This window comes from Streptomyces sp. NPDC001904, assembly GCF_040297005.1.
Taxonomy (GTDB): Bacteria; Actinomycetota; Actinomycetes; order Streptomycetales; family Streptomycetaceae; genus Streptomyces.
In genome coordinates this window covers 211,291-236,663 of the sequence record NZ_JBEOYI010000007.1, presented here as the reverse complement: position 1 = coordinate 236,663, position 25,373 = coordinate 211,291, and the positions used below count along the sequence as shown (strand labels likewise).

Annotated in this window: 24 protein-coding genes; 16 read left to right on the top strand and 8 right to left on the bottom strand. The window is 70.8% G+C overall.

Features of this window, described 5'->3' with window-relative positions:
- The first annotated feature begins 51 nt into the window (after positions 1–51).
- Both ABT127_RS14355 and hutH read left to right on the top strand, forming a co-directional pair.
- Positions 52–1,200: a GGDEF domain-containing protein gene (locus ABT127_RS14355; protein WP_351448739.1), complete on the top strand. Its 1,149-nt coding sequence runs from the start codon at positions 52–54 to the stop codon at positions 1,198–1,200.
- Positions 1,201–1,264: 64 nt separating this feature from the next.
- Entirely contained in the window at positions 1,265–2,812 is a 1,548-nt protein-coding gene (gene hutH, locus ABT127_RS14350; RefSeq protein WP_351449088.1) for a histidine ammonia-lyase, read from the top strand.
- 101 nt (positions 2,813–2,913) lie between these two features.
- On the opposite strand, the gene ABT127_RS14345 is transcribed toward hutH, so the two are convergent.
- Positions 2,914–3,195, bottom strand: coding sequence for a hypothetical protein (locus ABT127_RS14345; protein ID WP_351448736.1), 282 nt, complete (start codon positions 3,193–3,195; stop codon positions 2,914–2,916).
- A 109-nt stretch (positions 3,196–3,304) separates the two neighbouring features.
- Between ABT127_RS14345 and ABT127_RS14340 the strand changes: the two genes are divergently transcribed.
- The 7 genes from ABT127_RS14340 to ABT127_RS14310 all read left to right on the top strand — a co-directional run bounded on the left by ABT127_RS14340 (position 3,305) and on the right by ABT127_RS14310 (position 13,266).
- The gene (locus ABT127_RS14340) at positions 3,305–3,652 is read left to right on the top strand and encodes a hypothetical protein (RefSeq protein WP_351448734.1); all 348 of its coding nucleotides are present in this window, start codon (positions 3,305–3,307) and stop codon (positions 3,650–3,652) included.
- Positions 3,653–3,857: 205 nt separating this feature from the next.
- A complete protein-coding gene (locus ABT127_RS14335; RefSeq protein ID WP_351448731.1) occupies positions 3,858–5,123 on the top strand; it encodes a L,D-transpeptidase in 1,266 nt (421 codons plus the stop codon).
- A 155-nt stretch (positions 5,124–5,278) separates the two neighbouring features.
- Positions 5,279–6,745 (top strand): ABC transporter permease, encoded by a 1,467-nt coding sequence (locus ABT127_RS14330; RefSeq protein WP_351448728.1) that lies wholly within the window; start codon positions 5,279–5,281, stop codon positions 6,743–6,745.
- A 33-nt stretch (positions 6,746–6,778) separates the two neighbouring features.
- Entirely contained in the window at positions 6,779–7,465 is a 687-nt protein-coding gene (locus ABT127_RS14325) for an ABC transporter ATP-binding protein (protein ID WP_351448725.1), read from the top strand.
- Positions 7,466–7,607: 142 nt separating this feature from the next.
- Positions 7,608–9,095 carry an ABC transporter permease gene (locus ABT127_RS14320; RefSeq protein ID WP_351448722.1) on the top strand — a complete coding sequence of 496 codons (1,488 nt, stop codon included), beginning with the start codon at positions 7,608–7,610 and terminating at the stop codon, positions 9,093–9,095.
- Positions 9,096–9,140: 45 nt separating this feature from the next.
- Positions 9,141–9,827, top strand: coding sequence for an ABC transporter ATP-binding protein (locus ABT127_RS14315; protein WP_351448719.1), 687 nt, complete (start codon positions 9,141–9,143; stop codon positions 9,825–9,827).
- A gap of 109 nt (positions 9,828–9,936) precedes the next feature.
- Positions 9,937–13,266 (top strand): S8 family peptidase, encoded by a 3,330-nt coding sequence (locus ABT127_RS14310; protein ID WP_351448716.1) that lies wholly within the window; start codon positions 9,937–9,939, stop codon positions 13,264–13,266.
- Between the two features lie 108 nt (positions 13,267–13,374).
- Here ABT127_RS14310 and ABT127_RS14305 read toward each other — a convergent pair whose 3' ends face one another.
- Positions 13,375–14,262 (bottom strand): helix-turn-helix domain-containing protein, encoded by an 888-nt coding sequence (locus tag ABT127_RS14305; protein WP_502971705.1) that lies wholly within the window; start codon positions 14,260–14,262, stop codon positions 13,375–13,377.
- Between the two features lie 119 nt (positions 14,263–14,381).
- Here ABT127_RS14305 and ABT127_RS14300 point away from each other — a divergent pair, with 119 nt between their 5' ends.
- Entirely contained in the window at positions 14,382–15,425 is a 1,044-nt protein-coding gene (locus ABT127_RS14300) for an NAD(P)-dependent alcohol dehydrogenase (protein WP_351448711.1), read from the top strand.
- Between the two features lie 123 nt (positions 15,426–15,548).
- Positions 15,549–15,896, top strand: coding sequence for a DUF1330 domain-containing protein (locus ABT127_RS14295; protein ID WP_351448708.1), 348 nt, complete (start codon positions 15,549–15,551; stop codon positions 15,894–15,896).
- 12 nt (positions 15,897–15,908) lie between these two features.
- Here ABT127_RS14295 and ABT127_RS14290 read toward each other — a convergent pair whose 3' ends face one another.
- The gene (locus ABT127_RS14290) at positions 15,909–16,268 is read right to left on the bottom strand and encodes a GntR family transcriptional regulator (protein ID WP_351448705.1); all 360 of its coding nucleotides are present in this window, start codon (positions 16,266–16,268) and stop codon (positions 15,909–15,911) included.
- On the bottom strand, positions 16,262–17,215 hold the full coding sequence (locus tag ABT127_RS14285) for a hypothetical protein (protein ID WP_351448703.1): 954 nt from the start codon (positions 17,213–17,215) through the stop codon (positions 16,262–16,264). Before ABT127_RS14285 ends, ABT127_RS14290 begins: the two co-directional genes overlap by 7 nt.
- A gap of 173 nt (positions 17,216–17,388) precedes the next feature.
- Between ABT127_RS14285 and ABT127_RS14280 the strand changes: the two genes are divergently transcribed.
- Positions 17,389–17,874 (top strand): carboxymuconolactone decarboxylase family protein, encoded by a 486-nt coding sequence (locus ABT127_RS14280; protein WP_351448700.1) that lies wholly within the window; start codon positions 17,389–17,391, stop codon positions 17,872–17,874.
- An 8-nt stretch (positions 17,875–17,882) separates the two neighbouring features.
- Here ABT127_RS14280 and ABT127_RS14275 read toward each other — a convergent pair whose 3' ends face one another.
- Together ABT127_RS14275 and ABT127_RS14270 are read right to left on the bottom strand one after the other, a co-directional pair.
- Positions 17,883–18,479, bottom strand: a complete 597-nt coding sequence (locus tag ABT127_RS14275) for a DUF4291 domain-containing protein (RefSeq protein WP_351448698.1) — start codon at positions 18,477–18,479, stop codon at positions 17,883–17,885.
- A 5-nt stretch (positions 18,480–18,484) separates the two neighbouring features.
- Positions 18,485–18,904, bottom strand: a complete 420-nt coding sequence (locus tag ABT127_RS14270) for an ATP-binding protein (RefSeq protein ID WP_351448696.1) — start codon at positions 18,902–18,904, stop codon at positions 18,485–18,487.
- Between the two features lie 169 nt (positions 18,905–19,073).
- Between ABT127_RS14270 and ABT127_RS14265 the strand changes: the two genes are divergently transcribed.
- The 3 genes from ABT127_RS14265 (at position 19,074) to ABT127_RS14255 (ending at position 22,223) form a co-directional block, all read left to right on the top strand.
- Positions 19,074–19,919 carry a helix-turn-helix domain-containing protein gene (locus ABT127_RS14265; protein WP_351448693.1) on the top strand — a complete coding sequence of 282 codons (846 nt, stop codon included), beginning with the start codon at positions 19,074–19,076 and terminating at the stop codon, positions 19,917–19,919.
- A complete protein-coding gene (locus ABT127_RS14260; protein ID WP_351448690.1) occupies positions 19,876–20,070 on the top strand; it encodes a DUF397 domain-containing protein in 195 nt (64 codons plus the stop codon). Before ABT127_RS14265 ends, ABT127_RS14260 begins: the two co-directional genes overlap by 44 nt.
- Before the next feature lie 92 nt (positions 20,071–20,162).
- Positions 20,163–22,223, top strand: a complete 2,061-nt coding sequence (locus ABT127_RS14255; RefSeq protein WP_351448687.1) for a restriction endonuclease — start codon at positions 20,163–20,165, stop codon at positions 22,221–22,223.
- A gap of 62 nt (positions 22,224–22,285) precedes the next feature.
- Here the strand turns inward: ABT127_RS14255 and msrA are convergent, their stop codons facing one another.
- Positions 22,286–22,963, bottom strand: coding sequence for a peptide-methionine (S)-S-oxide reductase MsrA (gene msrA, locus ABT127_RS14250; RefSeq protein WP_351448684.1), 678 nt, complete (start codon positions 22,961–22,963; stop codon positions 22,286–22,288).
- Positions 22,964–23,043: 80 nt separating this feature from the next.
- Positions 23,044–24,135: a hypothetical protein gene (locus ABT127_RS14245; RefSeq protein WP_351448681.1), complete on the bottom strand. Its 1,092-nt coding sequence runs from the start codon at positions 24,133–24,135 to the stop codon at positions 23,044–23,046.
- 55 nt (positions 24,136–24,190) lie between these two features.
- On the opposite strand from ABT127_RS14245, the gene ABT127_RS14240 reads away from it, so the two are divergent.
- Positions 24,191–25,363: a cystathionine gamma-synthase gene (locus tag ABT127_RS14240; protein ID WP_351448679.1), complete on the top strand. Its 1,173-nt coding sequence runs from the start codon at positions 24,191–24,193 to the stop codon at positions 25,361–25,363.
- The last annotated feature ends 10 nt before the right edge of the window (positions 25,364–25,373 follow it).

Here is a 25,373-nt window from a genome sequence, read left to right as displayed (position 1 = left end):
TCGGGCGTACACAATTCACCGTAATGCCGGGAATGTACCTAACCTGGAGCAATGGGTGAGGATGTCCGGCTGCGGGCCGTCGTGATGCTCGCACAGGGCATGGCGGCGGCGCAGTCCCCGCGGGAGTCCTGGCGGGCGGCCGCGCTCGGGGCCTGCCACGCCCTGTCGGGGAACTTCGCCGCGCTCTCGGTGTGGGAGCGCGAGCGCGGGCAGCTGCGGGTCCTCGTCAACGTCGGGGAGCGCGCGGCCGACGAGGAGGAGTTCCCCGAGGACGAGACCTATCCGGTGCACCAGTTCCCGGAGATCACCGAGTTCCTGCACGAGCGGTGGGCCGGCGGCGGTGAGCCCGACGCGTGGGTGGAGACCGCCGCGGGGCCGGTCGAGCGCGCCGGGTACTGCCACCAGCGGGTCGCCGCGCTGCGCCGCCGGGGGCGCGGGAGCTGTGTCGTCGCGCCGGTCGTGCTGCACGGGCGGGCCTGGGGCGAGCTGTACGTGGCGCGGCCGCGCGGCGTGCCCGCGTTCGTGCCCGCGGACGCCGACCTCGCGACCGTACTGGCCGCCGTGGTGGCCGCCGGACTCGCGCAGACCGAGCGCCTGGAGGAGGCCCGGCGGCTGGCCTTCACGGACGCGCTGACCGGCCTCGCGAACCGGCGGGCCGTCGACATACGCCTCGACCGGGCGGTGGAGCGGCACCGGGCGGAGGACGCCGTGGTCAGCCTCGTGGTGTGCGACCTGAACGGGCTCAAGCGGGTCAACGACACCCTCGGCCACGCGATCGGCGACCGCCTCCTCGAACGGTTCGGGTCCGTGCTGTCCCTGTGCGGCGCGATGCTGCCCGGCGCGCTCGTGGCGCGGCTCGGCGGCGACGAGTTCTGCCTGCTGGCCGTCGGGCCGCCCGCCGACGACGTGGTGCGGGTCGGCGACGAGATCTGCTCGCGGGCCGCCGAGATGGAGCTGGGCGAGGGCGTCGCGGTCGGCATCGCCTCGACCGGGGACCCGATCGGCGAGGTCAGGAGCGCGCGCCGGCTGTTCCGGCTCGCGGACGCGGCCCAGTACAAGGCCAAGGCGGAGCGCGCCGCGCGGCCGGTGGTCGCCGGGCGGGACGGCGGCCTCGACGACCCGGTGGTCCGGCTCGCCGACGCCCCGCCGCCGGTCGCCGGCGAGCGCGAGCGGCGCCGGATCAGGGGCCTCGACCAGTAAGGGTCTTTCCCGGAACTCGGTCGTGACATCCAGAGATTCACTGCGTACGCTCCTGAATATGGATATGCACACTGTGGTGGTGGGGACAGCCGGGGTCACCGCTGCCGATGTCGTCGCCGTCGCCCGCCACGACGCCCGGATCGAAATCTCCGCCGAGGCCGTCGCGGCGCTGACCGCGGCCCGCGAGATCGTCGACGCGCTCGCCGCGAAGCCCGAACCGGTCTACGGCGTCTCCACCGGGTTCGGCGCCCTCGCCACCCGGCACATCAGCCCCGAGCTGCGCGCCCAGCTCCAGCGCAACATCGTGCGCTCGCACGCCGCCGGCATGGGCCCGCGCGTGGAGCGCGAAGTGGTGCGCGCGCTGATGTTCCTGCGCCTGAAGACCGTCTGCTCCGGACACACCGGCGTCCGTCCCGAGGTCGCCCAAACCATGGCGGACGTGCTCAACGCGGGGATCACGCCGGTCGTCCACGAGTACGGCTCGCTCGGCTGCTCCGGCGACCTCGCCCCGCTCAGCCACTGCGCGCTCGCGCTCATGGGCGAAGGGGACGCCGAGGGCCCCGACGGGGTCGTGCGGCCCGCCGGCGACCTGCTCGCCGAGCACGGCATCGCACCGGTCGAGCTGCGCGAGAAGGAGGGCCTGGCCCTGCTCAACGGGACCGACGGCATGCTCGGCATGCTCGTCATGGCCCTCGCCGACCTCGACAACCTCTACAAGGCCGCCGACGTCACCGCCGCGATGTCGCTCGAGGCGCTGCTCGGCACCGACAAGGTGCTCGCCCCCGAGCTGCACGCCATCCGGCCGCACCCCGGGCAGGCCGCCTCCGCCGCCAACATGCTGGCCGTACTGAAGGGCTCCGAGCTCACCGGGCGGCACAGCGAGATCACGGCCGACGCGCCGCGCGTGCAGGACGCGTACTCCGTGCGGTGCGCTCCGCAGGTCGCCGGGGCCGGGCGGGACACCATGGCGCACGCGCGGCTCGTCGCCGAGCGGGAGCTGGCCGCCGCCGTCGACAATCCCGTGGTGCTGCCCGACGGGCGCGTGGAGTCCAACGGCAACTTCCACGGCGCGCCGGTCGCCTACGTCCTCGACTTCCTCGCCATCGCCGCCGCCGACCTCGGCTCCATCGCCGAGCGGCGCACCGACCGGCTGCTCGACAAGAACCGCTCGCACGGCCTGCCGCCGTTCCTCGCGGACGACGCCGGGGTGGACTCCGGACTCATGATCGCGCAGTACACGCAGGCCGCGCTGGTGAGCGAGCTGAAGCGGCTCGCCGTGCCGGCGTCGGCCGACTCGATCCCGTCCTCCGCCATGCAGGAGGACCACGTGTCCATGGGGTGGTCGGCGGCGCGCAAGCTGCGCACGGCCGTCGACAATCTGGCGCGGATCGTGGCCGTCGAGCTGTACGCGGCGAGCCGGGGTGTCGAACTGCGGGAAGGGCTGCGTGCCGCTCCCGCGTCCCGCGCGGTGATCGCTGCCGCTCGGGAGGCCGGGGTCCAGGGGGCCGGGCCCGACCGGTTCCTGGCGCCCGATCTCGCTGCCGCTGACGCGTTTGTGCGAAGTGGGGCGCTGGTCGAGGCCGTTGAGACGGTGACCGGGGCGCTGGCCTAGCCGGTCGTGCCCTGGCGTCTACGACTGGGATGTCTCGTGGGCGGGCGCGGGTGGGCTGTGGCTGGTCGCGCAGTTCCCCGCGCCCCTTGCGGGGCGCCCCTCTACTCGGCCGTCCGTTCTCTGCGGACCGAGTACGTCACGAAAGCCACGCCCAGGCCCAGGAAGGCCGAGCCGCCGACGACGTACGGGGTGGTGTCCACCGTTCCCGTGTCGGCCAGGCGGAGTTGGCGGTCGGACGGGGCGTCGACCGTGGCGGCGGTGCGCTCCTGGTCGGCGGTGGAGGTGTGTCCCGGGTTCGCGGTGGCGCTGGGGACGAACCACAGGGCGGCCAGGAGGGTCCCGGCGGCGGTGGCGGTGAACAGTGATCGGCGTGCGGCGGACACGGAAGCGATCCCCCTTGTGGCGCTGGCGAATTGGCCGTGTGAGCCGATCCTAGTGACAGGGGCGGGTCACGGGAAAGCCGCGAGGGTCGCGGGCCGTACGCTCCGCGTCATGAGTACTGATGAGACGTCACGTTTTGTTCGCCTGAAGGTGGAATTGGTCCTGGAGGTCGTCGACGGGGAGGCGCTGACCGGCGGCGCCCTGCAGCGCGTCGCCGAGTCCGCCGCCGAGGGGGAGCTGCCGGAGGGCGAGCGGGCGCACGCCGAGAGCGCCGTGCAGGAGGACGAGGCGGAGGCCGTCGCGTATCTGGTGGACCCGTTCGACCTGGTCGCCGACGTGCCGGGCGCCGAACTCGTCCAGGCCTCGTGGTCCAGCGAACAGGTCGACTACGACCCCGATTCGCCGGACTGGGACCTCGACGAGGATGATGACGGGGAGGACGGCGAGAACGACGTGTAGCGGTCGGTGCGACGGGGAACCCCGGGGCGGTGACCGCCGCCCCGGGGTTCCGCTGTTACCACGGGTGCATCGGTGGTCACCCCTTTTTCCACGTGGTGTCCCCCACATCGGGGCTCCTCGGGAACGGCCTTGAGCGGTCACTGCGTTATGTATGGGTAGGGGGAACCTCTGTGTTCCTCCGGGGAGACCCGGCAAATCGGCGACTATGGAGAAGCGTGTGATGACGGACGGTAAGCGGCGCAAGGGTCTGATGGCCGCGTCCGCCCTGCTCGGCGGTGTTCTGGTGCTCTCCGCGTGCAGCGGCGGCGACGGCGACAGTGCCGCGTCGGGCAGTGGCGAGAAGACGCAGCAGCAGGCCGACGAGGCCGCGGCCAAGAAGACGTCCGAGGCCGACATCAAGATCGCGCCCAAGGACGGCTCCGACAACGCGAGCATCAACAACGCCGCCAAGGTCACCGTGAGCAAGGGCTCGCTCACCGAGGTCAAGATGACCACGGCCGACGGGACCGCCGTCGCGGGCCAGATAGCCGCGGACAAGAAGAGCTGGAAGCCCACCAACCAGCTCGCGCGTGCGACCACGTACAAGATCGCCGCCGTGGCGAAGGACTCCGACGGCCGCGCCGCGCACGAGAACTCGCAGTTCACGACGGTCTCCCAGGCCAACAGCTTCATCGGCAACTTCACGCCGGAGGACGGTTCGACCGTCGGCGTCGGCATGCCGGTCTCGATCAACTTCGACAAGGCGATCACGAACAAGTCGGATGTGCAGTCCCACATCTCCGTGTCGTCCAGCAGCGGCCAGGAGGTCGTCGGCCACTGGTTCAGCGCCAACCGCCTGGACTTCCGCCCCGAGGACTACTGGAAGGGCGGCTCCACCGTCACCCTGAAGCTCGACCTCGACGGCGTCGAGGGCGCGAGCGGCGTGACCGGTGTGCAGCAGAAGACGGTCACCTTCAAGGTCGGGCGCAACCAGGTCTCCACGGTCGACGCCAAGACGAAGCAGATGACCGTCACCCGTGACGGAAAGGTCGTCAAGACCATCCCGATCTCCGCCGGTTCGCCCGAGAACAAGACGTACGAGGGCCAGATGGTGATCTCCGAGAAGTTCAAGGAGACCCGGATGAACGGCGCGACGGTCGGCTTCACGGACGACGACGGCAAGGGCGAGTACGACATCAAGGACGTGCCGCACGCGATGCGTCTGTCGAACTCCGGCACGTTCATCCACGGCAACTACTGGGGCGCCAAGTCCATCTTCGGCTCGGTGAACACCAGCCACGGCTGTGTCGGCCTCTCCGACGCCAAGGGCGCGGGCGACTCCAGCACCCCGGGCGCCTGGTTCTACGACAACTCGATGGTCGGCGACGTCGTCATCGTGAAGAACACCGGCGACAAGACGGTCCAGCCGGACAACGGCCTCAACGGCTGGAACCTGAGCTGGGCGGAGTGGAAGGCCGGCTCCGCCGCCTGACCCGAGACGCCATCCCACTGATCCCCGGTACACCCCGTGTACCGGGGATCAGCGCGTTCACGGTGTCTTTCCTTCACGGTGTTCTCATCCGGCACATATGAAGACCGCATGCGGCTCACAGCTCACTGCGAAGCGGCGTCCCTACTGTCCGGTCCATGTTCCTCACCTACCTCAGGCGCGAATTGAGGCGGCGCCGGAAGGCGGCCCTCGTCGTCGCCTCCGGGCTCGCGCTCGGCATCGCGCTGGTCATCACGGTCACGTCGGTCTCGGCCGGGATGAAGCAGGCCCAGAGCAGGGTTCTCGCGTCGCTCTACGGGCTCGGCACCGACATGACGGTGACCAAGGCGGCCGAGGCGCCGTCGAAGAACGGGGGAGACCGCCCCGACTTCACGTTCGACGCCAAGGGCGACGACGACTCCAGCACGACACAGTCGACCGACCGCGTCATGACGTCCGGCGGCCAGACCCTCAAGGCGTCGCTGATCGACGACGTCGCCGGGCAGAAGGGCGTCGACTCGGCGACCGGCGCGCTCACCCTCGACGTCATGAAGGTCTCCGGCCGGTTCAGCCAGGGGAAGGCCCAGAGCCAGAGCGGCCAGAGCGGGCAGGGCAGTCCCGGTGGCGGCGGCGAGGGCGGCGTGCAGGGCGGCGGAGCGAACTTCGACGTCAACTCGTACTCCGTGTACGGCATCGACGTCGCGCACCAGGGCCTCGGCCCGCTCTCCACGATGGAGATCACCAAGGGGCGGACCTTCAAGGCGGCCGAGACGAACGCCAGGGCGGCGGTCCTCTCGACGTCGTACGCCAAGGAGAACTCCAAGGCCGTCGGCGACACCCTCACCATCAACAAGGTGAAGTACGAGGTCATCGGCATCGCGCAGGCGAGCAGCAGTGACTCGACCGGCGACGTGTACCTGCCGCTGAAGCAGGCGCAGACGCTCGCCGACGCCAAGAACAAGGTCTCCACCATCTACGTGAAGGCCGCCGACTCCCAGCAGATCGACACCGTCAAGGCGACGATCAAGAAGAACATCTCGGGGACCACGGTCACCACCTCCGCCGACCTCGCCGACACCGTTTCCGGCTCGCTGTCGACCGCCTCCGACCTCGCCTCCAGCGTGGGCAAGTGGCTCTCCGTCGTGGTGCTCGCCGCGGCCGTCGTCGTCGCCGCGCTGCTCACCTCGTCGGCGGTCTCCCGCCGGGTGCGGGAGTTCGGCACGCTCAAGGCGCTCGGCTGGAAGTCCGGCCGGGTGACCCGGCAGGTCGCCGGTGAGGCGATCGTCAACGGGCTCATCGGCGGTGTTCTCGGCATCGCGCTCGGCGTCGTCGCCGCGTACGCCGTGACGGCCTTCAGCCCGACCCTGACCGCGTCCCTCGGCTCCACCGGCGGCGGTGGCGGCGGCATGGGCGGTCCCGGCGGCGGGGGCGGCATGGGAGGCGGCCCCGGCGGCGGCTCGTCCGCGGCGAGCACCATCGACGTGGCGCTCTCGGCCCCGGTCAGCCTCTCCACGATCGCGCTCGCCGCGGGCCTGGCGATCGGCGGCGGCCTGATCGCCGGTGCGTACGGCGGCTGGCGGGCCTCGCGGCTGCGCCCCGCGGACGCGCTGCGCCGCGTCGAGTAGCCCCACCGCCCCTTCCCCTGACAGGAGTTCACCATGTACGAACTGCGCGGCGTCACCAAGCAGTACCAGCGCGGCAAAGAGACCGTCGACGCCCTGCGCGGTGTCGACCTGACCGTCGAGGACGGCGGCCGGCTCGTCATCCAGGGCCCGACGGGCGGTGGCAAGTCGACGCTGCTCCAGATGCTCGGCGGCCTCGACCGGCCCACCGCGGGCAGTGTCCACCTCGACGGCACCGATCTCGCGACGCTCTCCGAGGCGAAGCTGACGACGGTGCGCAGCGAGAAGATCGGCATCATCTTCCAGTCCTTCAACCTGATCCCGACGCTGACCGCGCAGGAGAACGTGGAGACCGCGCTGGTCCCGCTGGGCCTGAAGGGCGCCGTACGGCGGGAGCGGGCGGCACAGGCGTTGAAGTCCGTGGGGCTCGGCGAGCGGCTGACCCATCTGCCGTCGGAGATGTCGGGTGGTCAGCAGCAGCGCGTGGCCATCGCCCGCGCGCTGGTGAAGAACCCGAAGGTGCTCCTCGCCGACGAGCCCACCGGCAACCTCGACGAGTCGACGCGCGACGAGATCATGGACGTACTGGAAGGGCTGTGGCGGGAGCACGGCCTGACGTTCATCATGGTCACCCACGACTCGGCGCTGGCGCAGGCCGCTCCGCGGCTGGCCACGATCCGGAAGGGGCGGATCTCGGTCGCGGAGAACGCCGGCGCGGCCTAGGGCGTGTGTCGAAAGCGGCCCGACCCGGGTCTCATCCCGTTCTCATCGGCACCTCACGGAACCCTTACAGCACCTCAATACGGTTCCGCTGATTCCTTTCAGCGCCCCGATCCCGCGGGCCGTCATCCGGCGAGGCTGCCACATGTTCTTCACCTACCTCAGGCGTGAGTTGCGCCGCCGCAGAAAGGCGGCGCTGGTCGTCGCCTCAGGGCTCGCCCTCGGCATCGCGCTCGTCATCGTCGTCAGCTCCGTGTCCTCCGGCATGAACAAGGCGCAGGACAAGGTCCTGCAGTCCCTGTACGGCCTCGGCACCGACATGACCGTCACCAAGGCGGCCGCGGCGCAGACCGGGGACAACGCGCGGCCGAACTTCAAGTTCGGCGCACAGGACAGCGATTCCGACAAGAAGCAGTCCACCGACCGCGTCATCGTCCAGGGCTTCCAGACGCTCGCCTCCTCCACGGTCACCGAGGTGGCCGGCCAGAAGGGCGTCGCCGACACCGTGGGCGGCCTGAACCTCCAGGTCATGAAGGTCAGCGGGCAGTTCACGCGCGGCCAGTTCAAGCAGGACCAGAGCCAGGGGCAGCAGGGCCAGGGCGGACCCGGTGGCCGCAGCGGCGGCGGCAACGGCCAGCCGCAGGGCCGCGTCGAGGGCGGCGGCGCCAACTTCGACGTCAACTCCTTCTCGGTGTACGGCACCGACGTCACCAAGCAGAACCTCGGCCCGCTGACCACCTCGAAGATCACCAAGGGCCGGACCTTCAAGACGTCCGAGACGAACGCCGAAGTGGCCGTGGCCGACGCCTCGTACGCCAAGGAGAAGAAGCTCGCCGTCGGTGACAGCGTCACCGTCCACGGGACGAAGTTCAAGGTCATCGGCGTCTCCACCGCGGACAGCGGCGACTCGGCGGCCAACCTCTACATCCCGCTGAAGCAGGCCCAGACCGTCGCCGACATGAAGAACAAGGTGACGACGGTCTACGTCAAGGCGACCGACTCGCAGCAGATCGACGCGGTGAAGTCGGCCATCAGCAAGAACGTCTCGGGCACCACGGTCACCACCTCCGCCGACCTCGCCAAGACGGTCTCCGGCTCGCTCTCCACGGCCTCCTCGCTCGCCTCGAACGTCGGCAAGTGGCTGTCCATCGCGGTGCTCGTGGCCGCGTTCCTCGTCGCGGGCCTGCTCACCTCGTCGGCGGTCTCCCGCCGGGTGCGGGAGTTCGGCACGCTCAAGGCGCTCGGCTGGAAGTCCGGCCGGGTCACCCGGCAGGTCATCGGCGAGGCCGTCGTCAACGGGCTCATCGGCGGTGTCCTCGGCATCGCGGTCGGCCTGGCCGGCGCGTACGCGGTCACCGCGATCAGCCCGACGCTGAGCGCGTCCCTCGGCTCGACCGGTGGCGGCGGCTTCGGCGGCGGGGGCGGCATGGGCGGTCCCGGCGGCGGTGGCCCCGGCGGCATGCGCCAGGCCGCGGGCAAGACCCTCGACATCGCGCTGACCGCGCCGGTCTCCGGCACCACCATCGCCCTCGCGGTCGGCCTCGCCGTCGCGGGCGGCCTGATCGCCGGCGCGTTCGGCGGCTGGCGGGCCTCGCGGCTGCGCCCCGCGGACGCGCTGCGCCGCGTCGAGTAGCCCACCGGCCGTTCCGACTTCCTTACGCACCACAGGAGTTGCCCCATGTATCAGCTCAGAGGCGTCACCAAGCAGTACCAGCGCGGCAAGGAGCGCATCGACGCGCTCGCCGGGGTCGACCTGACCATCGGCGACGGCGACCGGCTCGTCATCCAGGGCCCGACCGGCGGCGGCAAGTCGACGCTGCTCCAGATGCTCGGCGGCCTCGACCGGCCCACCGCGGGCAGCGTCGAACTCGACGGCACCGACCTGGCCACGCTGCCCGAGGCCCGGCTGACCAAGGTCCGCGCCGAGTCCATCGGGTTCGTCTTCCAGTCCTTCAACCTCATCCCGACATTGACCGCGCAGGAGAACGTGGAGACCGCGCTGGTCCCGCTGGGCCTGAAGGGTGCCGTACGGCGGGAGAGGGCGGCGGAGGCGCTGAAGTCCGTGGGGCTCGGCGAGCGGCTGACCCATCTGCCGTCGGAGATGTCGGGTGGTCAGCAGCAGCGTGTGGCCATCGCCCGCGCGCTGGTGAAGAACCCGAAGGTGCTCCTCGCCGACGAGCCCACCGGCAACCTCGACGAGTCCATGCGCGACGAGATCATGGACGTCCTGGAGACCCAGTGGAAGGAGCACGGGCTCACGTTCATCATGGTCACCCACGACTCGGCGATCGCCCGCAAGGCCCCGCGCCTCGCGACGATCCGCAAGGGCCAGATCAAGATCACCGAGAACGAAAAGGCCAAGTAAAGAATTCCCGGTGATCGGTGCAACCTGTGAACCCCCTGAGCCATCTGTAGGCGCAGGGGGTTTCTCTCATCCTGCCCCCTGCGGTGAACCACCGTTTCCAGGGGGAAAGTTGCACAGACAGTCACATTCTCGGACGCGTCGGGCGGCGCTCGTCGCCGGTGCCGCCGCCGTCGCCGTGACCGCGGGGGTCGCCCTGCCGGCGCACTCCGCGCCCGCGGCCGCCGCGCACGCCGGCGCGGGGCAGCAGTTCAAGCCCAGGACGCACATCACGCTCATCACCGGCGACCGGGTCGCGGTGGACGCCAAGGGCCGGCCGGCCGGGGTGGAGCCGGCCGCGGGGCGCACGCACATACCCGTGCTGACCCGCACGGTCGCGGGCCACACCTATGTGGTGCCTCTCGACGCCCAGCGCCTGATAGCCGCCGGAAAGCTGGACCAGCGGCTCTTCGACATCACCGAGCTGTCCAAGGCGTCGTACAAGAAGGCCCAGAAGAGCGGCCTCAAGGTCATCGTCGGCTACAAGGGCGCGGCGGCCGGTGCCCGGGCCGAGGTGCGCGACGCCGGTGACACGACGGTGCGCCGCTCGCTGAAGGCGCTGAACGCGGACGCGGTCACCACGCCGAGGACCGACGCGGTGAAGCTGTGGGACGCCGTCACCGACCGGGACGGGACCACCGCCTCCGGCGTGAGCCGCATCTGGCTCGACGGCATCCGCCGGGCGAGCCTGGACAAGTCCGTGCCGCAGATCGGCGCGCCCACCGCCTGGGCCGCCGGGTACGACGGCAAGGGCGTCAAGATCGCCGTGCTCGACACGGGCGTCGACGCCACGCACCCCGACCTGAAGAGCCAGGTCGTCGAGTCGAAGAACTTCTCCGCCGCGCCCGACGCCACCGACCACTTCGGCCACGGCACCCACGTCGCGTCCATCGCGGCCGGCACGGGCGCCAAGTCGGGCGGCCTGTACAAGGGCGTCGCCCCCGGCGCCAAGCTGCTCAACGGCAAGGTGCTCGACAACGACGGCTTCGGCGACGACTCCGGCATCCTCGCCGGCATGGAGTGGGCGGCCGCGCAGGGCGCCGACATCGTGAACCTCAGCCTGGGCGGCGGCGACACCCCCGAGATCGACCCGCTCGAGGCCGAGGTCAACAAGCTGTCGCAGGAGAAGGGCATCCTCTTCGCCATCGCGGCGGGCAACGAGGGCCCGAACTCCATCGGTTCGCCCGGCAGCGCCGACGCGGCCCTGACCGTCGGCGCCGTCGACGACAAGGACAAGCTCGCCGACTTCTCCTCCACCGGCCCGCGCGTCGGCGACGGTGGCATCAAGCCGGACGTGACCGCGCCGGGCGTCGACATCACGGCGGCCGCCGCGCCGGGCAGTGTCATCGCCCAGGAGGTCGGCGAGAAGCCGGCCGGGTACCTGACCATCTCCGGTACGTCGATGGCGACGCCGCACGTCGCCGGTGCCGCCGCGATCCTCAAGCAGCAGCACCCGGACTGGACGTACACGCAGCTCAAGGGCGCCCTGGTCGGCTCGGCCAAGGGCACCGCGGGCCTCACCCCGTTCCAGCAGGGCAGCGGCCGGATCCAGGTCGACAAGGCCATCGGGCAGACCGTGTTCGCCGACCCGGTCTCCGTCGGGTTCGGCGTCGCGCAGTGGCCGCACACCGACGACAAGCCGCTGACCAAGCAGGTCACGTACCGCAACACCGGGACGAAGGACGTCACCCTCGACCTCACCGTCCAGGGCACGGGCCCGAAGGGGCAGCCGGCTCCGGCGGGCTTCTTCACGCTCGGCTCGACCACGGTGACGGTCCCGGCGGGCGGCACCGCCTCGGCCGACGTGACCGCCGACACCCGGCTCGGCGGCACCGCCGACGGCTCCTACTCGGCGTACATCACGGCGACCGGCGACGGCCAGACCGTGCGCACCGCCGCCGCGGTGCAGCGCGAGATCGAGTCGTACGACGTGACGCTCAAGCACCTCGGCCGCGACGGCAAGCCGCTGTCGACGTACCTGAGCGACCTGATCGGCTACACCGGGCTCGCCAAGAACCAGTACTACTCGGCCGAGCCCAGCGACTCCGGCACGGTGACGCTGCGCGTGCCCAAGGGCGACTACCTGCTGGACGCGTGGCTGGTCAAGGACACCGTCAACTTCAAGGGCGGCGTCGACTGGTTCGCCCAGCCGAAGCTCAGCGTCACCAAGAACACCAGCCTGACGCTGGACGCCCGCAAGACCAAGGCGGCCGACATCACGGTCCCGGACACGGCGGCCAAGCCGGTCAGCGCGAGCATCGGATACACGTATGACCCGGGGGAGGTGAACCTCACGCTCCCGCTCGGCTCGTTCGCGGACATCCGCATGGCGGGCCTCGGCGCGGACGTGCCGAGCGGCCTGTCGCAGACCTGGTTCGGCCAGTGGAGCAAGGGCGGCTCCGCCGAGTACGACGTCGCGACCACGGCCAAGGTCAAGCACATCGTCGGCGACAAGTCCAAGCACTACAAGAAGTCCGAACTCGCCACGGTGGCCAACACCCTGGGCGCTTCGACCGCCAGGAAGACCGGCGCGCTGGTGCCCGTCGGAGTGTTCTCCGACGACTTCGTCGTGGGCGCCCCCGTCGAGCAGAAGCTGCCCGGCACCCGCACCCTGTACCTGTCGACGAACGACAAGATCCAGTGGACGTACGACTTCCTGCAGATCGCGGGCAAGGACGCGGAGGGCAACCCGATCCCGGACGCCTCGTACTCGCTCGGCACCCCGCAGACCTTCAAGGCGGGCCAGAAGTACGCGAAGACGTTCAACACGGCCGTCTTCGCGCCGCGCGTGGGCGGTGACTACGGTCTCTTCCGCGACGGCAACGACATCTTCGGATACGTGCCGCTGGTCGCCGACGGCATGACGCACGCGGGCTCCTCGGACTACACCTCGGTGGCCACCACGCTGTACCGCAACGGCACCAAGGTCGGCTCGCACACGGACCCGCTCTTCGGTGACGAGGTGTTCACCGTTCCGTCGGGCGACGCCGCGTACAAGCTGACCACGTCGGTGAAGCGCAGCACCAAGGTCGCCGCGGTATCCACCCGGGTCGACGCCTCCTGGACGTTCCGCTCGAAGAAGCCCGCCGACTTCGCCACGCTCCCGGCGGCCGGCGTGCGGTTCACCCCCGCGGTCGGCTCCGACAGCCGCGCCACGGCCGGCAAGACCCAGTCCGTCCCGGTCGCCGTGACCGGCGCGGCGGCCGGCTCCAACCTCAAGTCGCTCTCGGTCTACACCAGTTACGACGACGGCAAGAACTGGAAGAAGGTCACCGTCAAGAGCGGCAAGGTCAGCGTGAAGAACCCGGCCAAGGGCAAGGGCATCACGCTCCGCGCCAAGATCACCGACAAGAAGGGCAACACGTCGACGATCACGATCTACAACGCGTATCTCGGTAAGTGACGTAGCGCGCGTGGGCCGCGGCCCGTCCTGGTCCTCGGACCGGGGCGGGCCGCGCTCGCGTTCGTCCGCGACCGGCCCTCACCGGCCCGCAGCCGCGATCGACGCGACCTAGCGGGGCACCGTCGTGGCGTCGGCCCCCCAGCTGGCCAGCAGCCGCAGCGCCTCCGCCGAGGCCGTCCCCGGCTCGGCGTGGTACACGGACAGGAACTGCCCGTCGTCGTCCGGCAGGTGCAACGTCTCGTAGGACAAGGTCAGTTCACCGACGAGCGGATGCCGCATCCGCTTCACCCCGTGCCCCTTCTCCTTCACGTCGTGCGTGGCCCACAGCTTCCTGAACTCCTCGCTCTTGACGGAGAGTTCACCCACCAGCGCCGACAGATCCGGGTCCTCCGGGTTGCGGCCCGCGTAGAGCCGCAGATAGCTGACCATGTCCGACGCCTTCTGCTCCCAGTCGAGGAACAGCTCGCGGTAGGCGGGGTCGAGGAACGTGAGCCGTGCCCAGTTCCGCTCGGACGGCGTCAGCGCGCCCCAGTCGCCGAAGAGGGCCGCCGCCATCCGGTTCCAGGCGAGGATGTCCGAGCGCGCCCCGCCGATGTATGCGGGCACGCCCTCCAGGTTCTCCAGGAGGTGCCGCAGCGCCGGCCGCACCTGCTGCTGCCGCCGGGGCGCCCGCTGCTTGCGGCGGGCCTGCGTCGGCTTCGCCAGATGGACCAGGTGGGCGTGCTCGGTGTCGCTCAGCCGCAGGGCGCGCGCGATCGCGTCGAGCACCTCCGCCGACACATTGCGCCCGTTGCCCTGCTCCAGGCGCGTGTAGTACGCGACCGAGACCCCGGCGAGCTGGGCCAGCTCCTCGCGGCGCAGTCCCGGCACCCGGCGGTGCCGCCCGGCCGCCGAGAGCCCCACGTCCTCGGGCTTGAGCCGGGCCCGCCGGGTGCGCAGGAACTCGCTGAGTTCGGCGCGGCGGTCCAGGGTGGGGTTGTCGTCCATGCTGTCCAGTATTCCCGGTCGTACGACAGTGAGCCTGACCCCGTCAGTAGTAGGACCACTGGTCGTACGCAAAGGGGTGACCTGCGCAGATGTCGCAGCAGGGGTCCGGCTCGGGCAGGCTTGCATCCATGACCACCACAGTTGCCGCCTACGCCGCGCCCAGCTCGAAGGCCCCGCTGGAGCGCACCACCATCGAGCGCCGTGACGTGCGCGAGCACGACGTTCTGATCGACATCAAGTTCGCCGGAATCTGCCACTCCGACATCCACCAGGCCCGTGAGGGCTGGGGCGAGGCCATCTTCCCGATGGTCCCCGGGCACGAGATCGCCGGTGTCGTCGAGGCCGTCGGTTCCGGTGTCACCAAGTTCAAGGTCGGCGACCGGGTCGGCGTCGGCTGCATGGTCGACTCCTGCCGCGAGTGCGAGAACTGCCTGGCCGGCAACGAGCAGCACTGTCTGCGGGGCAACGTCGGCACCTACAACGCCGTCGGCCACGACGGTGAGCCCACCTACGGCGGCTACTCGCAGAAGGTCGTCGTCGACGAGGCCTACACCCTGCGCATCCCGGACGGCCTGTCGCTGGACGTGGCCGCGCCGCTGCTCTGCGCGGGCATCACCACGTACTCCCCGCTCAAGCGCTGGGACGCGGGCCCGGGCCGCAAGGTCGCCGTGATCGGCCTGGGCGGCCTCGGTCACATGGCCGTCAAGCTGGCGCACGCCATGGGCGCCGAGGTGACCGTCCTGTCGCAGTCGCTGCGCAAGAAGGACGACGGCCTGAAGCTGGGCGCCGACCACTACTACGCGACCAGCGACCCGAAGACCTTCGAGGAGCTGGCCGGCTCCTTCGACGTCATCCTGTCGACCGTCTCCGCCCCGCTGAACTTCGGCGCGTACCTGGGCCTGCTGAAGACGAACGGCGCCCTGGTGAACGTCGGCGCCCCCGAGGAGCCGATCTCGCTCAACCTGTTCTCGCTGATCGGCGGCAACAAGGTGCTCGCCGGCTCCGCGATCGGCGGCATCGCCGAGACCCAGGAGATGCTGGACTTCTGCGCCGAGCACGGCCTGGGCGCCGAGATCGAGCTGATCGAGGCGAGCCGGATCAACGAGGCGTACGAGCGCGTCATCAACTCCGACGTGCGCTACCGCTTCGTGATCGACACGGCCACCATCTGAGCCCGTGCCGAACCACCTCTCATGGCCTGAGGGACACCTCATGATGACCTGAGAGGTCATCGACGCCCTCCCCGGGCTCCGGCAGGATCCCCCTATCCGGCCGGACCCGAGGAGGGCTCGCTCATGACCGCCTACGCCATCGCCGTACTGCGCCCCACCCAGCCCGTGCACCCCGATGTCCTGGAGTACATCGAGCGCGTGCAGGGAACCTTCGAGCCGTTCGGCGGCCGCTTCCTGTCGCACGGCAAGCCCGGCGAGTGGATGGAGGGGGAGCGCCTCGGCGACCTGGTCATCCTCGAGTTCCCGGACCTGGACCGGGCCCACGCCTGGTACGCGTCCGACGCCTACCGGGCGATCCTGCCGCTGCGCACGGACCACATCCCCGGGGAGCTGGTCCTCCTGGACGGCGTGCCGAAGGGGTACGACGCCGCGGCCACGGCGGCGAAGATGCGGGATGCCGGGCCCGCGTGACGGCCGCGGGTGTCAGGGCGTGAGCCCGCCGCGCACCAGCCCCACGATCTCCTCGTCGCTCAGCCCGAGCCGCCGCCCCTCCGACACCAGCGCCCGCACCTTCTCGGCCAGCCGCGCCCGTCCCGCGGTCGCGGCCCCGCCGAGCACCACCGCGCCCCGACCGCGCCGCAGCTCGATGACGCCCTCGTCGCGCAGCCGCTGGTAGCCCCGCAGCACGGTGTGCAGATTGACCCCCAGCGAGTCGGCGAGCGCCCTGGCCGAGGGCAGCCGCTCTCCCGGGGCCACGTCCCCGTCGGCGACGGCGCGGCGGACCTGCGCCGCGATCTGGTCGCCGAGGGGAGTGGCGGAGCCGGGGTCCACACGGATCAGCACGGGCTGTCCTTTCGTGCGACGAGCGAGTTGAGCAGGGCTGCGGCGGTCCCGGCGTCGTCGACGGTGACGGCGAACTCGCGTCCGCCCGTCCGTCGTACGACCAGGGCCTCGCCCGCGCGCAGGACCACCCCGGTCGCGCCCGGCCGCACCCGGTACCCCCAGCCGCCGAAGTCGCCGAGCGGGCTGATGGTACGCCGGGAGGCGCTCTCGACCTGCTCCAGAGGTATCCGGACCCGCGGCCACCGCAGCCCGCTCTGTGCCACGACGAGCCCCTGCGGGCCGACGGTCACCTGGACCCGGCCGAACCCCAGCGACGCGAGACCCGCGCCCGCGACCGGCAGACCCCACCAGCCGACCAGGGCGGCGGCCACCAGCCCGGCCGCGATCAGGGCTGAGCCGAGCAGGGTGAGGGGCAGCGATCCGGCCCGCCGGACCCAGACCGCCCGCTCCCCGTCGCGCAGCGCCAGCGAGGTCCCGGCCGTGCCCTCGCCGACCTCCCACGTGCGCGGCCAGCCCCGGGTGAGCAGCCACCCGCCCGCACCCGCGACAGCGGCGACCGCACCCGCCACGGCCAGGTGCCACCAGGGCATACGGGCGTCATGGGCATCGCCCACGGCGGCGTTGACCCGCAGCACGGAGACCGCCACGGACCCCAGCAGCCCCGCCGTGCCCCAGCCCAGCACCACGGTCCACCGCGCGGCGCCGACCCGCTGCCGGCCCGCGACGACGCCGAACAGCGCTCCGGTCCCGACCAGCATCAGCAGACCTACGACCAGGAAGCCGCTCCCCGACGAGAACCCGTCGGGCGGCCCGCTGCCCGGGAAGTGGGTGGCCATGGGGTCGGGGAGCCGGTCCCGCAGGGCGGTGCGGACGGCGCTCGCGACGAGGGCGGCCGCGGCGAACGGCAGCCCGGCCAGGAGGGCCCGGGGAGCTGAGGAGATCGGCATGGTGACTCCGTCCGCTGAATGTTCGCTACTTGTTAGCGTCATAGTAGAACAATCAGCAAAGGCGGGGCAAAGGTGCAGGCGCAGCCGTGCGGAGCTGTCACGGACAGGGGGCGGCCGGGGTCTTGTGCACGACACGCCGGGGCCGACCCGGCCACCACCACGGAGGAGTCACCATGACCGCGAGTCCCCGCTTCAACCTCTTCGACAGCCCGACCGCGGCGAAGGTCGCCAAGCGCTTCTACAACGTCTCGCTGGCCCTGGAGGGCTCCACGCTCCCCAAGTCCCTTCGGGAACTGGTGCAGTTGCGGGTCAGTCAGCTCAACGGCTGCGGCTTCTGCGTCGACGCCCACACCAAGGAGGCCGCACTCGCGGGCGAGAGCGCGGTGCGCATCAACCTGGTCGCGGCCTGGCGCCACACCACCGTGTTCAGCGACGCCGAGCGGGCCGCGCTCGCCCTCGCCGAGGAGGGCACCCTGCTCGGCGACCACGGTGTCTCCGACGAGACCTGGGAGTCGGTCCGCAAGCACTTCGACGACGACGAGGTCGGCGCCCTGGTCTGCCTGGTCTCCCTGATCAACGCGGCGACCAGGATGAACGTGATCGTGCACCTTGCCGGGGGCTCCTACGAGCCGGGCATGTTCGCGGCTGTGGCGGACTGAGGGGACGGTCAGGGCACGAGGTGCCCGAGGCTCAACTCCGCGCTGGGGTAGGGCCGTTCGGCGGGAAGCAGCCGGACGGCCCCTGCCTGGTCGCCGTCACGGACGGCGGCCCGCACCTCCCGCGCGAGCGGCGTCACATCCCTGATGCCGACCGTCCACTCGTCCGCGTACCGCGGCACGGCCTCGCCGGAGAGCCCGAGCTGGAGCGACCGGTGGGCCAGCGGCTGCAGCCGCATATCCCGCTCGGGATCCCACTGCACCCGCGCGGGCGACCGCCTCAACTCCCGCTTCCACTCTGCCTGATCACTGTGGACGGAGCGCGTATAGCTCGACAGGCACGCATGCCGCAGCGCCCACTCGAACCCCTCCCGCGTGATCTCCACGGCGAGCACCACCTCCTGCCCGGGCTTCTCCGCCCAGCCGCAGCGGTACATCATCCACAGGAACGACGGCTTGACCCACGTCATCCGGTCCCGCTTCCAGAGCGCGGGGAAGCGCCCGTCGCGGGCGGCGGGGAGACCGATCTCCGGGCGGTACGCCTGGTAGACGGTGACCGTCGACGCCGTGTACGCGGCGCGGATCTCGTGGCGGGGTGCGGTGGTCATGGGGTTCAGGATGTGGCGGCGCGGGTGGCGGGACCAGTGATTTTCCGCCCCGGGGGACCGGCGACCTCGCACCACACCGTCTTGTCGTGCGCCCCCTGCCGTACGCCCCAGCGCACGGCGACCGCGCCGACCAGCGCGAGCCCGCGCCCGGACTCGTCGCCGGGCATCGCATGCAGGAGAACGGGCAGCGCCCGCGGATCGGGGTCGGTGACCTCGATCCGTGTACGGCCATCGTCCCCGTGGCGGACTCGCACGGTCACCGGTGTCCCCTCCCCGAGGTGGTCGATCACGTTCGTCACCAACTCGCTGACGCAGAGCTGCACCTCGAAGCCGTGGCCGCGCAATCTGTGCCGCAGCTCAGGTACCGCCTTCGGGGTGGCCAACAGGTCGATCCTCGTGGGACGGGGCGGGTGGGGGCCGGTCATGGGCGGACGCCTTCCTGTGCCGTGTGTCGTGCGCTCTGTGTGACGAACCACTCACACCTTGACGCCACCGCACGTACCGTAAAAGGGACTTCGTGTCCGCAGACCGGCCTGCGGACGCCTCTCGCCCGGACGGTGAACGATGGCGCGACGCAGGGACATCGACGGCTCCATGAGCGTTCCGACCTTCTACGGCAAGGAGCTGAGGTGGAAACGCGAGGCCGCCGGGCTCTCCCTGGAGGACCTGGTACGGGGGAGTTTCTACGGCAAGACGTACCTCAGCGACATCGAGCGCGGGGAGCGCCGGATGCCGCTGGACCTGGCCCGGCACGCCGATCAAGTACTGGGTACGGATGGGTTCTTCGAGCGGTGCTGTGAGGATGTGCGCAGGGCACGGAGGGGTACGCACGCCGAGTACTTCGCTGATGTGCTCGCTTCGGAGCGCCGTGCTACGGAGATCGAGGAGTGGGGGCCGTGCCTGCTCCCTGGCCCGCTTCAGCTAGAGCCGTACATCCGGGCGGTGGTACTGGCCGCCCACCCGTCGACCTCCGACGACCTGCTGGCGGCGAAGGTCGCGGACAGGCGTGGCCGCGCCGATCTCGTCGAGGAGTCGGACGGCCCGGAGACCTGGGCGGTGTTGCACGAGTCGATACTTCACGAACCGGTGCTCCCACAGGGGGACATGGCGGAGCAGCTTGCCCACGTGGCGGCGCTCGCCCGTAAGCGCCGATTCATTCCGCAGGTCCTTCTGCGGAATGCGGGGCCGCACCCCTTCATGATGGGCACAGCGAGGTTCTTGACCTTTCCGGACGAACCGCCGCTCATGTACACGGAGGGCATGTATAGCGGGCAGTTGATCGATGATCCCGCTCTCGTGCGGCAGTATGCGAAGGCGTATGACCGTCTCAGAGCCACCGCTCTCGCTCCAGAGGCGTCCATCAGGCTGATCGAAGCAGCGGCGGAGGACTACCGAAATGGCAAGCACCCTGAACGATTTGAACCCCCGACTGTGGCGTAAGAGCAGCTACAGCAACGGCGACGGCGGTCACTGCGTCGAGGTAGCCGACGGAGTCCCCGGCATCGTCCCGGTCCGGGACAGCAAGAACCCCGACGGCCCGGTCGTCACGCTCACCGGCACCGCTTGGCGGGTGTTCGTCCACTCCCTCTGAACGGCCCAGACACCAACGCGCCGCCGGATAAAGTCGCTCGGTACAACTGGTTGTGGGGACAACCAGAGCGCCTTGGGGAGGGCATGCGGAACATGAGTCGTCGTTCTGGTGGCATGGTCGGTGCTTGGGCCGAGATGCAGAGGCAGCAGCAGCGTCAGGTGGAGGCCGAGGCCCGGCGGCAGCGCCTCGAAGAGCAGCAGGCGCGCGCCCATCAGCGGCGAGCCGCCCAGAGCTACCGCGAGTACCGACAGGCCGAGGCAGCGCGCCGCACCGAGGAACTGGACGCCCAGATCACCGTGCTCCAGAACCTTCTCGCCACCGGGTGCCGGACCCCGGCCTTCAGCGCGTCGTCGCTGTTGCGCCCGGAGCAGATCGCTCCCTTCGCGCCGGGTCGGCTCGGGCAGCCTGTGTCCATGCCGGTCGGCGACCATTACCAGGCGCAGGGCGGCTGGACGGCCGGCCGCAGAGCTCAGGCGCAGGCCGAGGCGAGGGCACGCTTCGAACGGGACTGGCACGCGGCCCAAACTGCCGAGGCGCAGCGACTCCAACAACTTGCCGCGTATCAAAGGGAGTACGAGCAGTGGGCGGATGCCCAACTGGCCGACACCCGGCGCCACAACACGGGGATCGCCGAGCTGACCGAGGGAGTGCGCCGTCGCGATCCGGATGCCGTGGTCGAGTACTTCTCAGCGGCGCTCTACGCGTCGACCGCGTGGCCGGAAGGGTTTCCCCGCCAGGTTGCCGCAGCCTATGACGCGGCGGCCGGGCAGTTGGTTCTCGACTGGGAACTCCCCGGCTTCGACATCGTCCCCGAGGCCAAGGCCGTCCGATACCTGTCCAGTACGGACCAGGAGAAGGAGACAGCACGTCCGGTCGGTCAGCGGCGTTCGGTCTATCGCGAGGTCCTGGCGCAGTGCGTGCTGCTCGTGCTGCACGACGTCTTCGCCGCCGACGAGTCGGGCGTGATCGAGTCCGTGACCCTGAACGGTTTCGTGGACGGGCACGACCCGGCGACGGGGATTCGCGGGCGCATCTATCTGGCGACCGTGATGGCGCCCGGCATGACCTTCCGCGGGCTGCACATCGAGCAGGTGGACCCCCTCAGCTGCCTGGCCGACGCGTTGCACGGACAGCTCTCCGTCCGCCCGGACCAACTGACGCCGGTGCGCCCGGGACGCTTACCGCAGGACATCGGGAACCGCGTCGTCACCCACGGCACGGACGACGATCCGGATCTGTACGCCATGGATCCGATCGCGTTCGAGAACCTGGTGGCCGAGCTGTTCCGCGCCATGGGGATGCAGGCGGTCACCACTCAGCGCTCCAACGACGGTGGCGTGGACGTCGACGCACTGGATCCGGCGCCCATCAGGGGCGGCAAGATCGTCGTTCAGGTGAAGCGCTACCGCAACACCGTGCCGCCGACCGCGGTGCGCGATCTGTACGGGACGGTCCAGGACGCCGGTGCCAACAAGGGCGTCCTCGTCACGACCTCGAAGTTCGGCCCGGGCTCGCACACGTTCGCCAACGGGAAACCCTTGGAGCTGATCTCGGGGACGGAACTCGTCGACCTGCTCCATCGCCACGGGCTGCGCGGACGTCTGGGCGGTGACGCCTCGCCCGCATCGGCGAATTCCACGGCGACGGTTCCCGACCTCCGGCTTCCCGACGACTACAACGTCCTGGGCATGTCCTGGACCGGAGACGTCTGCCTCGACGTCTGTGCCCTCGTCTGCCAGGGCAACCGGGTGCTCAGCGACGACCACTTCGTGTTCTTCAACAACCCGCGGACCCCTGACGGTTCCGTGCGTGCTCTGCCCGCCACCGCACCGGACAAGGCTGCCATCTGCGTCTCCTTCGACGGACTGCCCGCCGCTGCCGACCGGTTCGTCCTGGTGGCCGCGGTCGATCCGGAGACCAACCCTGATGCGGACCTTTCGGGGTTCACGAACGCCGGCATCCGTCTGCTGGACCCGGCGCTGACGGAACTGGGGCGGCTGGAAGTCTCCGACGGCCGACCGGGAGAGACCGCCCTCGTCCTCGGCTCGTTCCGCCACCGGCCCAACGGCGACTGGGACTTCGTCCTAGGCGGCAAGGGCTACACGGGCGGCCTGGAAGAGCTCGTACGCGATTTCGGCATCGACGTCGAGTGAGCAGCGGTGGGGCCGGACACGGCCTCATGAAGTGCAGACTCCCTGTGCGCGACGCGCCGTGGCTACTCCTCCGAGACCTCACGCGCCGGGGAGACTCCCACCGGACACGACACCCCCATCCCCCCGATCCCGCAGTACCCGCCCGGATTCTTGTCCAGGTACTGCTGGTGCTCCGGCTCCGCCGGATAGAAGACGCGGTCCTGTGCCGGGAGGATCGCCGTCGTGATCGTGCCGTGGCCGGAGCCGGTCAGGACCTGCTGGTACGCCGCACGTGAGGCCTCCGCGGCAGCGGCCTGCGCGGGGGAGTGGGTGTAGATCGCCGAACGGTACTGCGTGCCCACGTCGTTTCCCTGCCGGAAGCCCTGGGTCGGATCGTGGTTCTCCCAGAAGAGCTTCAGCAGCGCCTCGTAGGAGACGGTGGACGGGTCGTGGACCACGCGGACCGTCTCCGCGTGGCCCGTCAGCCCCGAGCAGACCTCCTCGTACACCGGATGCTCGGTGGAGCCGCCCTGGTAGCCCACGAGTGTCGTCCACACGCCCGGCGTCTTCCAGAAGACGCGCTCGGCGCCCCAGAAGCAGCCGAGGCCGAAGTCGGCGACCGCCAGGCCCTCCGGGTACGGGCCGAGCAGCGGGGTGCCGAGGACCGTGTGCCGCTCCGGGACCGTGAACTCGGGCTCGGAGCGGCCGCGCAGGGCCTGGTCGGGGGTGGGCAGGGCCGGGGTCCGGCCGAAGAGTGCCATGGGGTGCTGCCTCCCGGAGGGTGTCGGTGACGTCGGGGTCGTCCCGTGCAACAACCCCGGCCCGCCACAGGATTCCGGGGTCAGGCGGACAGCGTCGCCGGGCTGCCGCCGTTCGCCTCGTAACCGGCCACCGCGAGCGCCCGGTACACGGCGTACGACGCCGCCGGATCGGTCTCCGCCGTCCACGGCACGGCGCCCACGTGCCCGTCCACCCGCACCAGCTGCTGCATCGCCTCGGACCAGCGCTCCCCGCGCACCAGGAAGAAGACCAGCAGATGCCGTACGTGGGCGAGCATCGGGTCGTCGGGCCGGGCCGCGTGCACCGCGAACAGGGCGCCGTGCATCGCCTTGGAGACGACCTCGCTCTCGTAGAACCCGCGCACCAGGTTCAGATCGGGCAGATGCTCGTACAGCGCGAAGAGCGGCAGCGCGGCCAGCAGCGAGCCGCGCGGGGCGCGGGCCGCGGCGGCCTCGGCGAAGGCGAACGCCTGCTCGCGCGAGCCGTGCCACTTCTCGCACCAGTAGCGCAGGCCGGCCAGGTGCGCCCCCATGTGCCCGGGCGCGGTGTCCAGGATCTTCAGCCAGACCTGCTCGAACTCCGACTGGGAGTAGCCGAGCCCGCGGGCCACCGCGAGGTGCGTGATGTGCGGGACCGGGTCGCCGGGCGCCAGCAGCGCGGCCTGCTCACAGGCGCCGCGCGCCTCCTCCAGGATGATCCGCTGCTCGTCCTCGGTGCCGCCGCCGCGCCACGCCTGCTGCACCAGGAACTCGGCGAACACCTGTGCCCCACCGGCGTCCTTGGGCTGCTGCGAGCGCCAGGCGTGCAGCCACCCGGCGCCGATCCGCGGCGTCTGCTGCAGCTCGATGGCGGCGGCCCCGGCGATCGCCTGCACCCGCTCCCACCGCGTCTCGGTCTCCTTGCCGGTGCCGGCGAGGAGTTGCGAAGCGGCTGTGAAATCTTGATTGCGCTGCACGACGGCCATGACGTCGAGCAGATCCTGGTCGGGACCGGGCAGCCGGACGTCCAGGTCCTCCTGTCGCATGAACCCGTAGTCCGCCGGATCGGCGGCGTCCGGCGACCCCGGTGCCACCTGACGGATGCCGCCGCGCCTGCGCAGCATCACCACCCAGGCGATCATCAGCACGGCCATCAGCCCCCAGAGAATTCCCATGCTTCAAAGCTAACCGAGGCGGAGACGGCTCCACGGCCCACTACTCTCGGGGCACATGAGCGACACGCACAGCCAGAGCGAAGCCCCGCGCGGCTTCGAGACCACCGCCATCCACGCCGGAAACACGGCCGATCCCGTCACCGGCGCCGTGGTCCCGCCGATCTACCAGGTCTCCACGTACAAGCAGGACGGCGTGGGCGGTCTGCGCGGCGGCTACGAGTACAGCCGCAGCGCCAACCCCACCCGTACCGCCCTGGAGGAGAACCTCGCCGCGCTGGAGGGCGGCCGCCGCGGCCTCGCCTTCGCGTCGGGCCTGGCCGCCGAGGACTGCCTGCTGCGTACGCTGCTCAGCCCGGGCGACCACGTGGTCATCCCGAACGACGCGTACGGCGGCACGTTCCGCCTGTTCGCGAAGGTCGTCTCGCGCTGGGGCGTCGAGTGGTCCGTCGCCGACACCAGTGACGCGGCGGCCGTCCGGGCCGCCCTCACCCCGAAGACCAAGGTCATCTGGGTCGAGACCCCGTCGAACCCGCTGCTCGGCATCACCGACATCGCCGCCGTGGCCCAGGTCGCCCGGGACGCGGGCGCCCGCCTCGTCGTCGACAACACCTTCGCCAGCCCCTACCTCCAGCAGCCGCTGGCGCTCGGCGCGGACGTCGTCGTGCACTCCATGACCAAGTACATGGGCGGCCACTCGGACGTGGTCGGCGGCGCCCTGGTCGTGAGCGACGAGGCGCTGGGCGAGGACCTCGCCTACCACCAGAACGCGATGGGCGCGGTCGCCGGCCCCTTCGACTCCTGGCTGGTGCTGCGCGGCATCAAGACGCTCCCCGTCCGCATGGACCGGCACAGCGAGAACGCCACCCGGGTCGCCGAGATGCTCGGCCGTCACCCCCGCGTCACCAAGGTCCTCTACCCGGGCCTGCCCGACCACCCGGGCCACGAGACCGCCGCGAAGCAGATGAAGGCGTTCGGCGGCATGGTGTCGTTCCAGGTCGAGGGCGGCGAGGCGGCGGCCGTCGAGGTCTGCAACCGCGCGAAGCTGTTCACCCTCGGAGAGTCCCTCGGCGGCGTCGAGTCCCTCATCGAGCACCCGGGCCGGATGACCCACGCGTCGGTCGCGGGCTCCGCCCTGGAGGTCCCCGCCGACCTGGTCCGGCTCTCCGTCGGCATCGAGTCGGTGGACGACCTGCTCGCCGACCTGCAGCAGGCGCTCGGCGACGCCTGAGGCCCCGGGC

Coding starts and splice junctions, on each gene's coding strand:
- ABT127_RS14295 (WP_351448708.1), top strand. CDS start 15,549: ATGACCGCCTACGCCATCGCCGTACTGCGCCCCACCCAGCCCGTGCAC.
- ABT127_RS14270 (WP_351448696.1), bottom strand. CDS start 18,904: ATGACCGGCCCCCACCCGCCCCGTCCCACGAGGATCGACCTGTTGGCC.
- ABT127_RS14355 (WP_351448739.1), top strand. CDS start 52: ATGGGTGAGGATGTCCGGCTGCGGGCCGTCGTGATGCTCGCACAGGGC.
- ABT127_RS14245 (WP_351448681.1), bottom strand. CDS start 24,135: ATGGGAATTCTCTGGGGGCTGATGGCCGTGCTGATGATCGCCTGGGTG.
- msrA (WP_351448684.1), bottom strand. CDS start 22,963: ATGGCACTCTTCGGCCGGACCCCGGCCCTGCCCACCCCCGACCAGGCC.
- hutH (WP_351449088.1), top strand. CDS start 1,265: ATGCACACTGTGGTGGTGGGGACAGCCGGGGTCACCGCTGCCGATGTC.
- ABT127_RS14330 (WP_351448728.1), top strand. CDS start 5,279: ATGTTCCTCACCTACCTCAGGCGCGAATTGAGGCGGCGCCGGAAGGCG.
- ABT127_RS14280 (WP_351448700.1), top strand. CDS start 17,389: ATGACCGCGAGTCCCCGCTTCAACCTCTTCGACAGCCCGACCGCGGCG.
- ABT127_RS14300 (WP_351448711.1), top strand. CDS start 14,382: ATGACCACCACAGTTGCCGCCTACGCCGCGCCCAGCTCGAAGGCCCCG.
- ABT127_RS14325 (WP_351448725.1), top strand. CDS start 6,779: ATGTACGAACTGCGCGGCGTCACCAAGCAGTACCAGCGCGGCAAAGAG.
- ABT127_RS14340 (WP_351448734.1), top strand. CDS start 3,305: ATGAGTACTGATGAGACGTCACGTTTTGTTCGCCTGAAGGTGGAATTG.
- ABT127_RS14335 (WP_351448731.1), top strand. CDS start 3,858: ATGGAGAAGCGTGTGATGACGGACGGTAAGCGGCGCAAGGGTCTGATG.
- ABT127_RS14285 (WP_351448703.1), bottom strand. CDS start 17,215: ATGCCGATCTCCTCAGCTCCCCGGGCCCTCCTGGCCGGGCTGCCGTTC.
- ABT127_RS14260 (WP_351448690.1), top strand. CDS start 19,876: ATGGCAAGCACCCTGAACGATTTGAACCCCCGACTGTGGCGTAAGAGC.
- ABT127_RS14265 (WP_351448693.1), top strand. CDS start 19,074: ATGAGCGTTCCGACCTTCTACGGCAAGGAGCTGAGGTGGAAACGCGAG.
- ABT127_RS14315 (WP_351448719.1), top strand. CDS start 9,141: ATGTATCAGCTCAGAGGCGTCACCAAGCAGTACCAGCGCGGCAAGGAG.
- ABT127_RS14255 (WP_351448687.1), top strand. CDS start 20,163: ATGAGTCGTCGTTCTGGTGGCATGGTCGGTGCTTGGGCCGAGATGCAG.
- ABT127_RS14320 (WP_351448722.1), top strand. CDS start 7,608: ATGTTCTTCACCTACCTCAGGCGTGAGTTGCGCCGCCGCAGAAAGGCG.
- ABT127_RS14240 (WP_351448679.1), top strand. CDS start 24,191: ATGAGCGACACGCACAGCCAGAGCGAAGCCCCGCGCGGCTTCGAGACC.
- ABT127_RS14275 (WP_351448698.1), bottom strand. CDS start 18,479: ATGACCACCGCACCCCGCCACGAGATCCGCGCCGCGTACACGGCGTCG.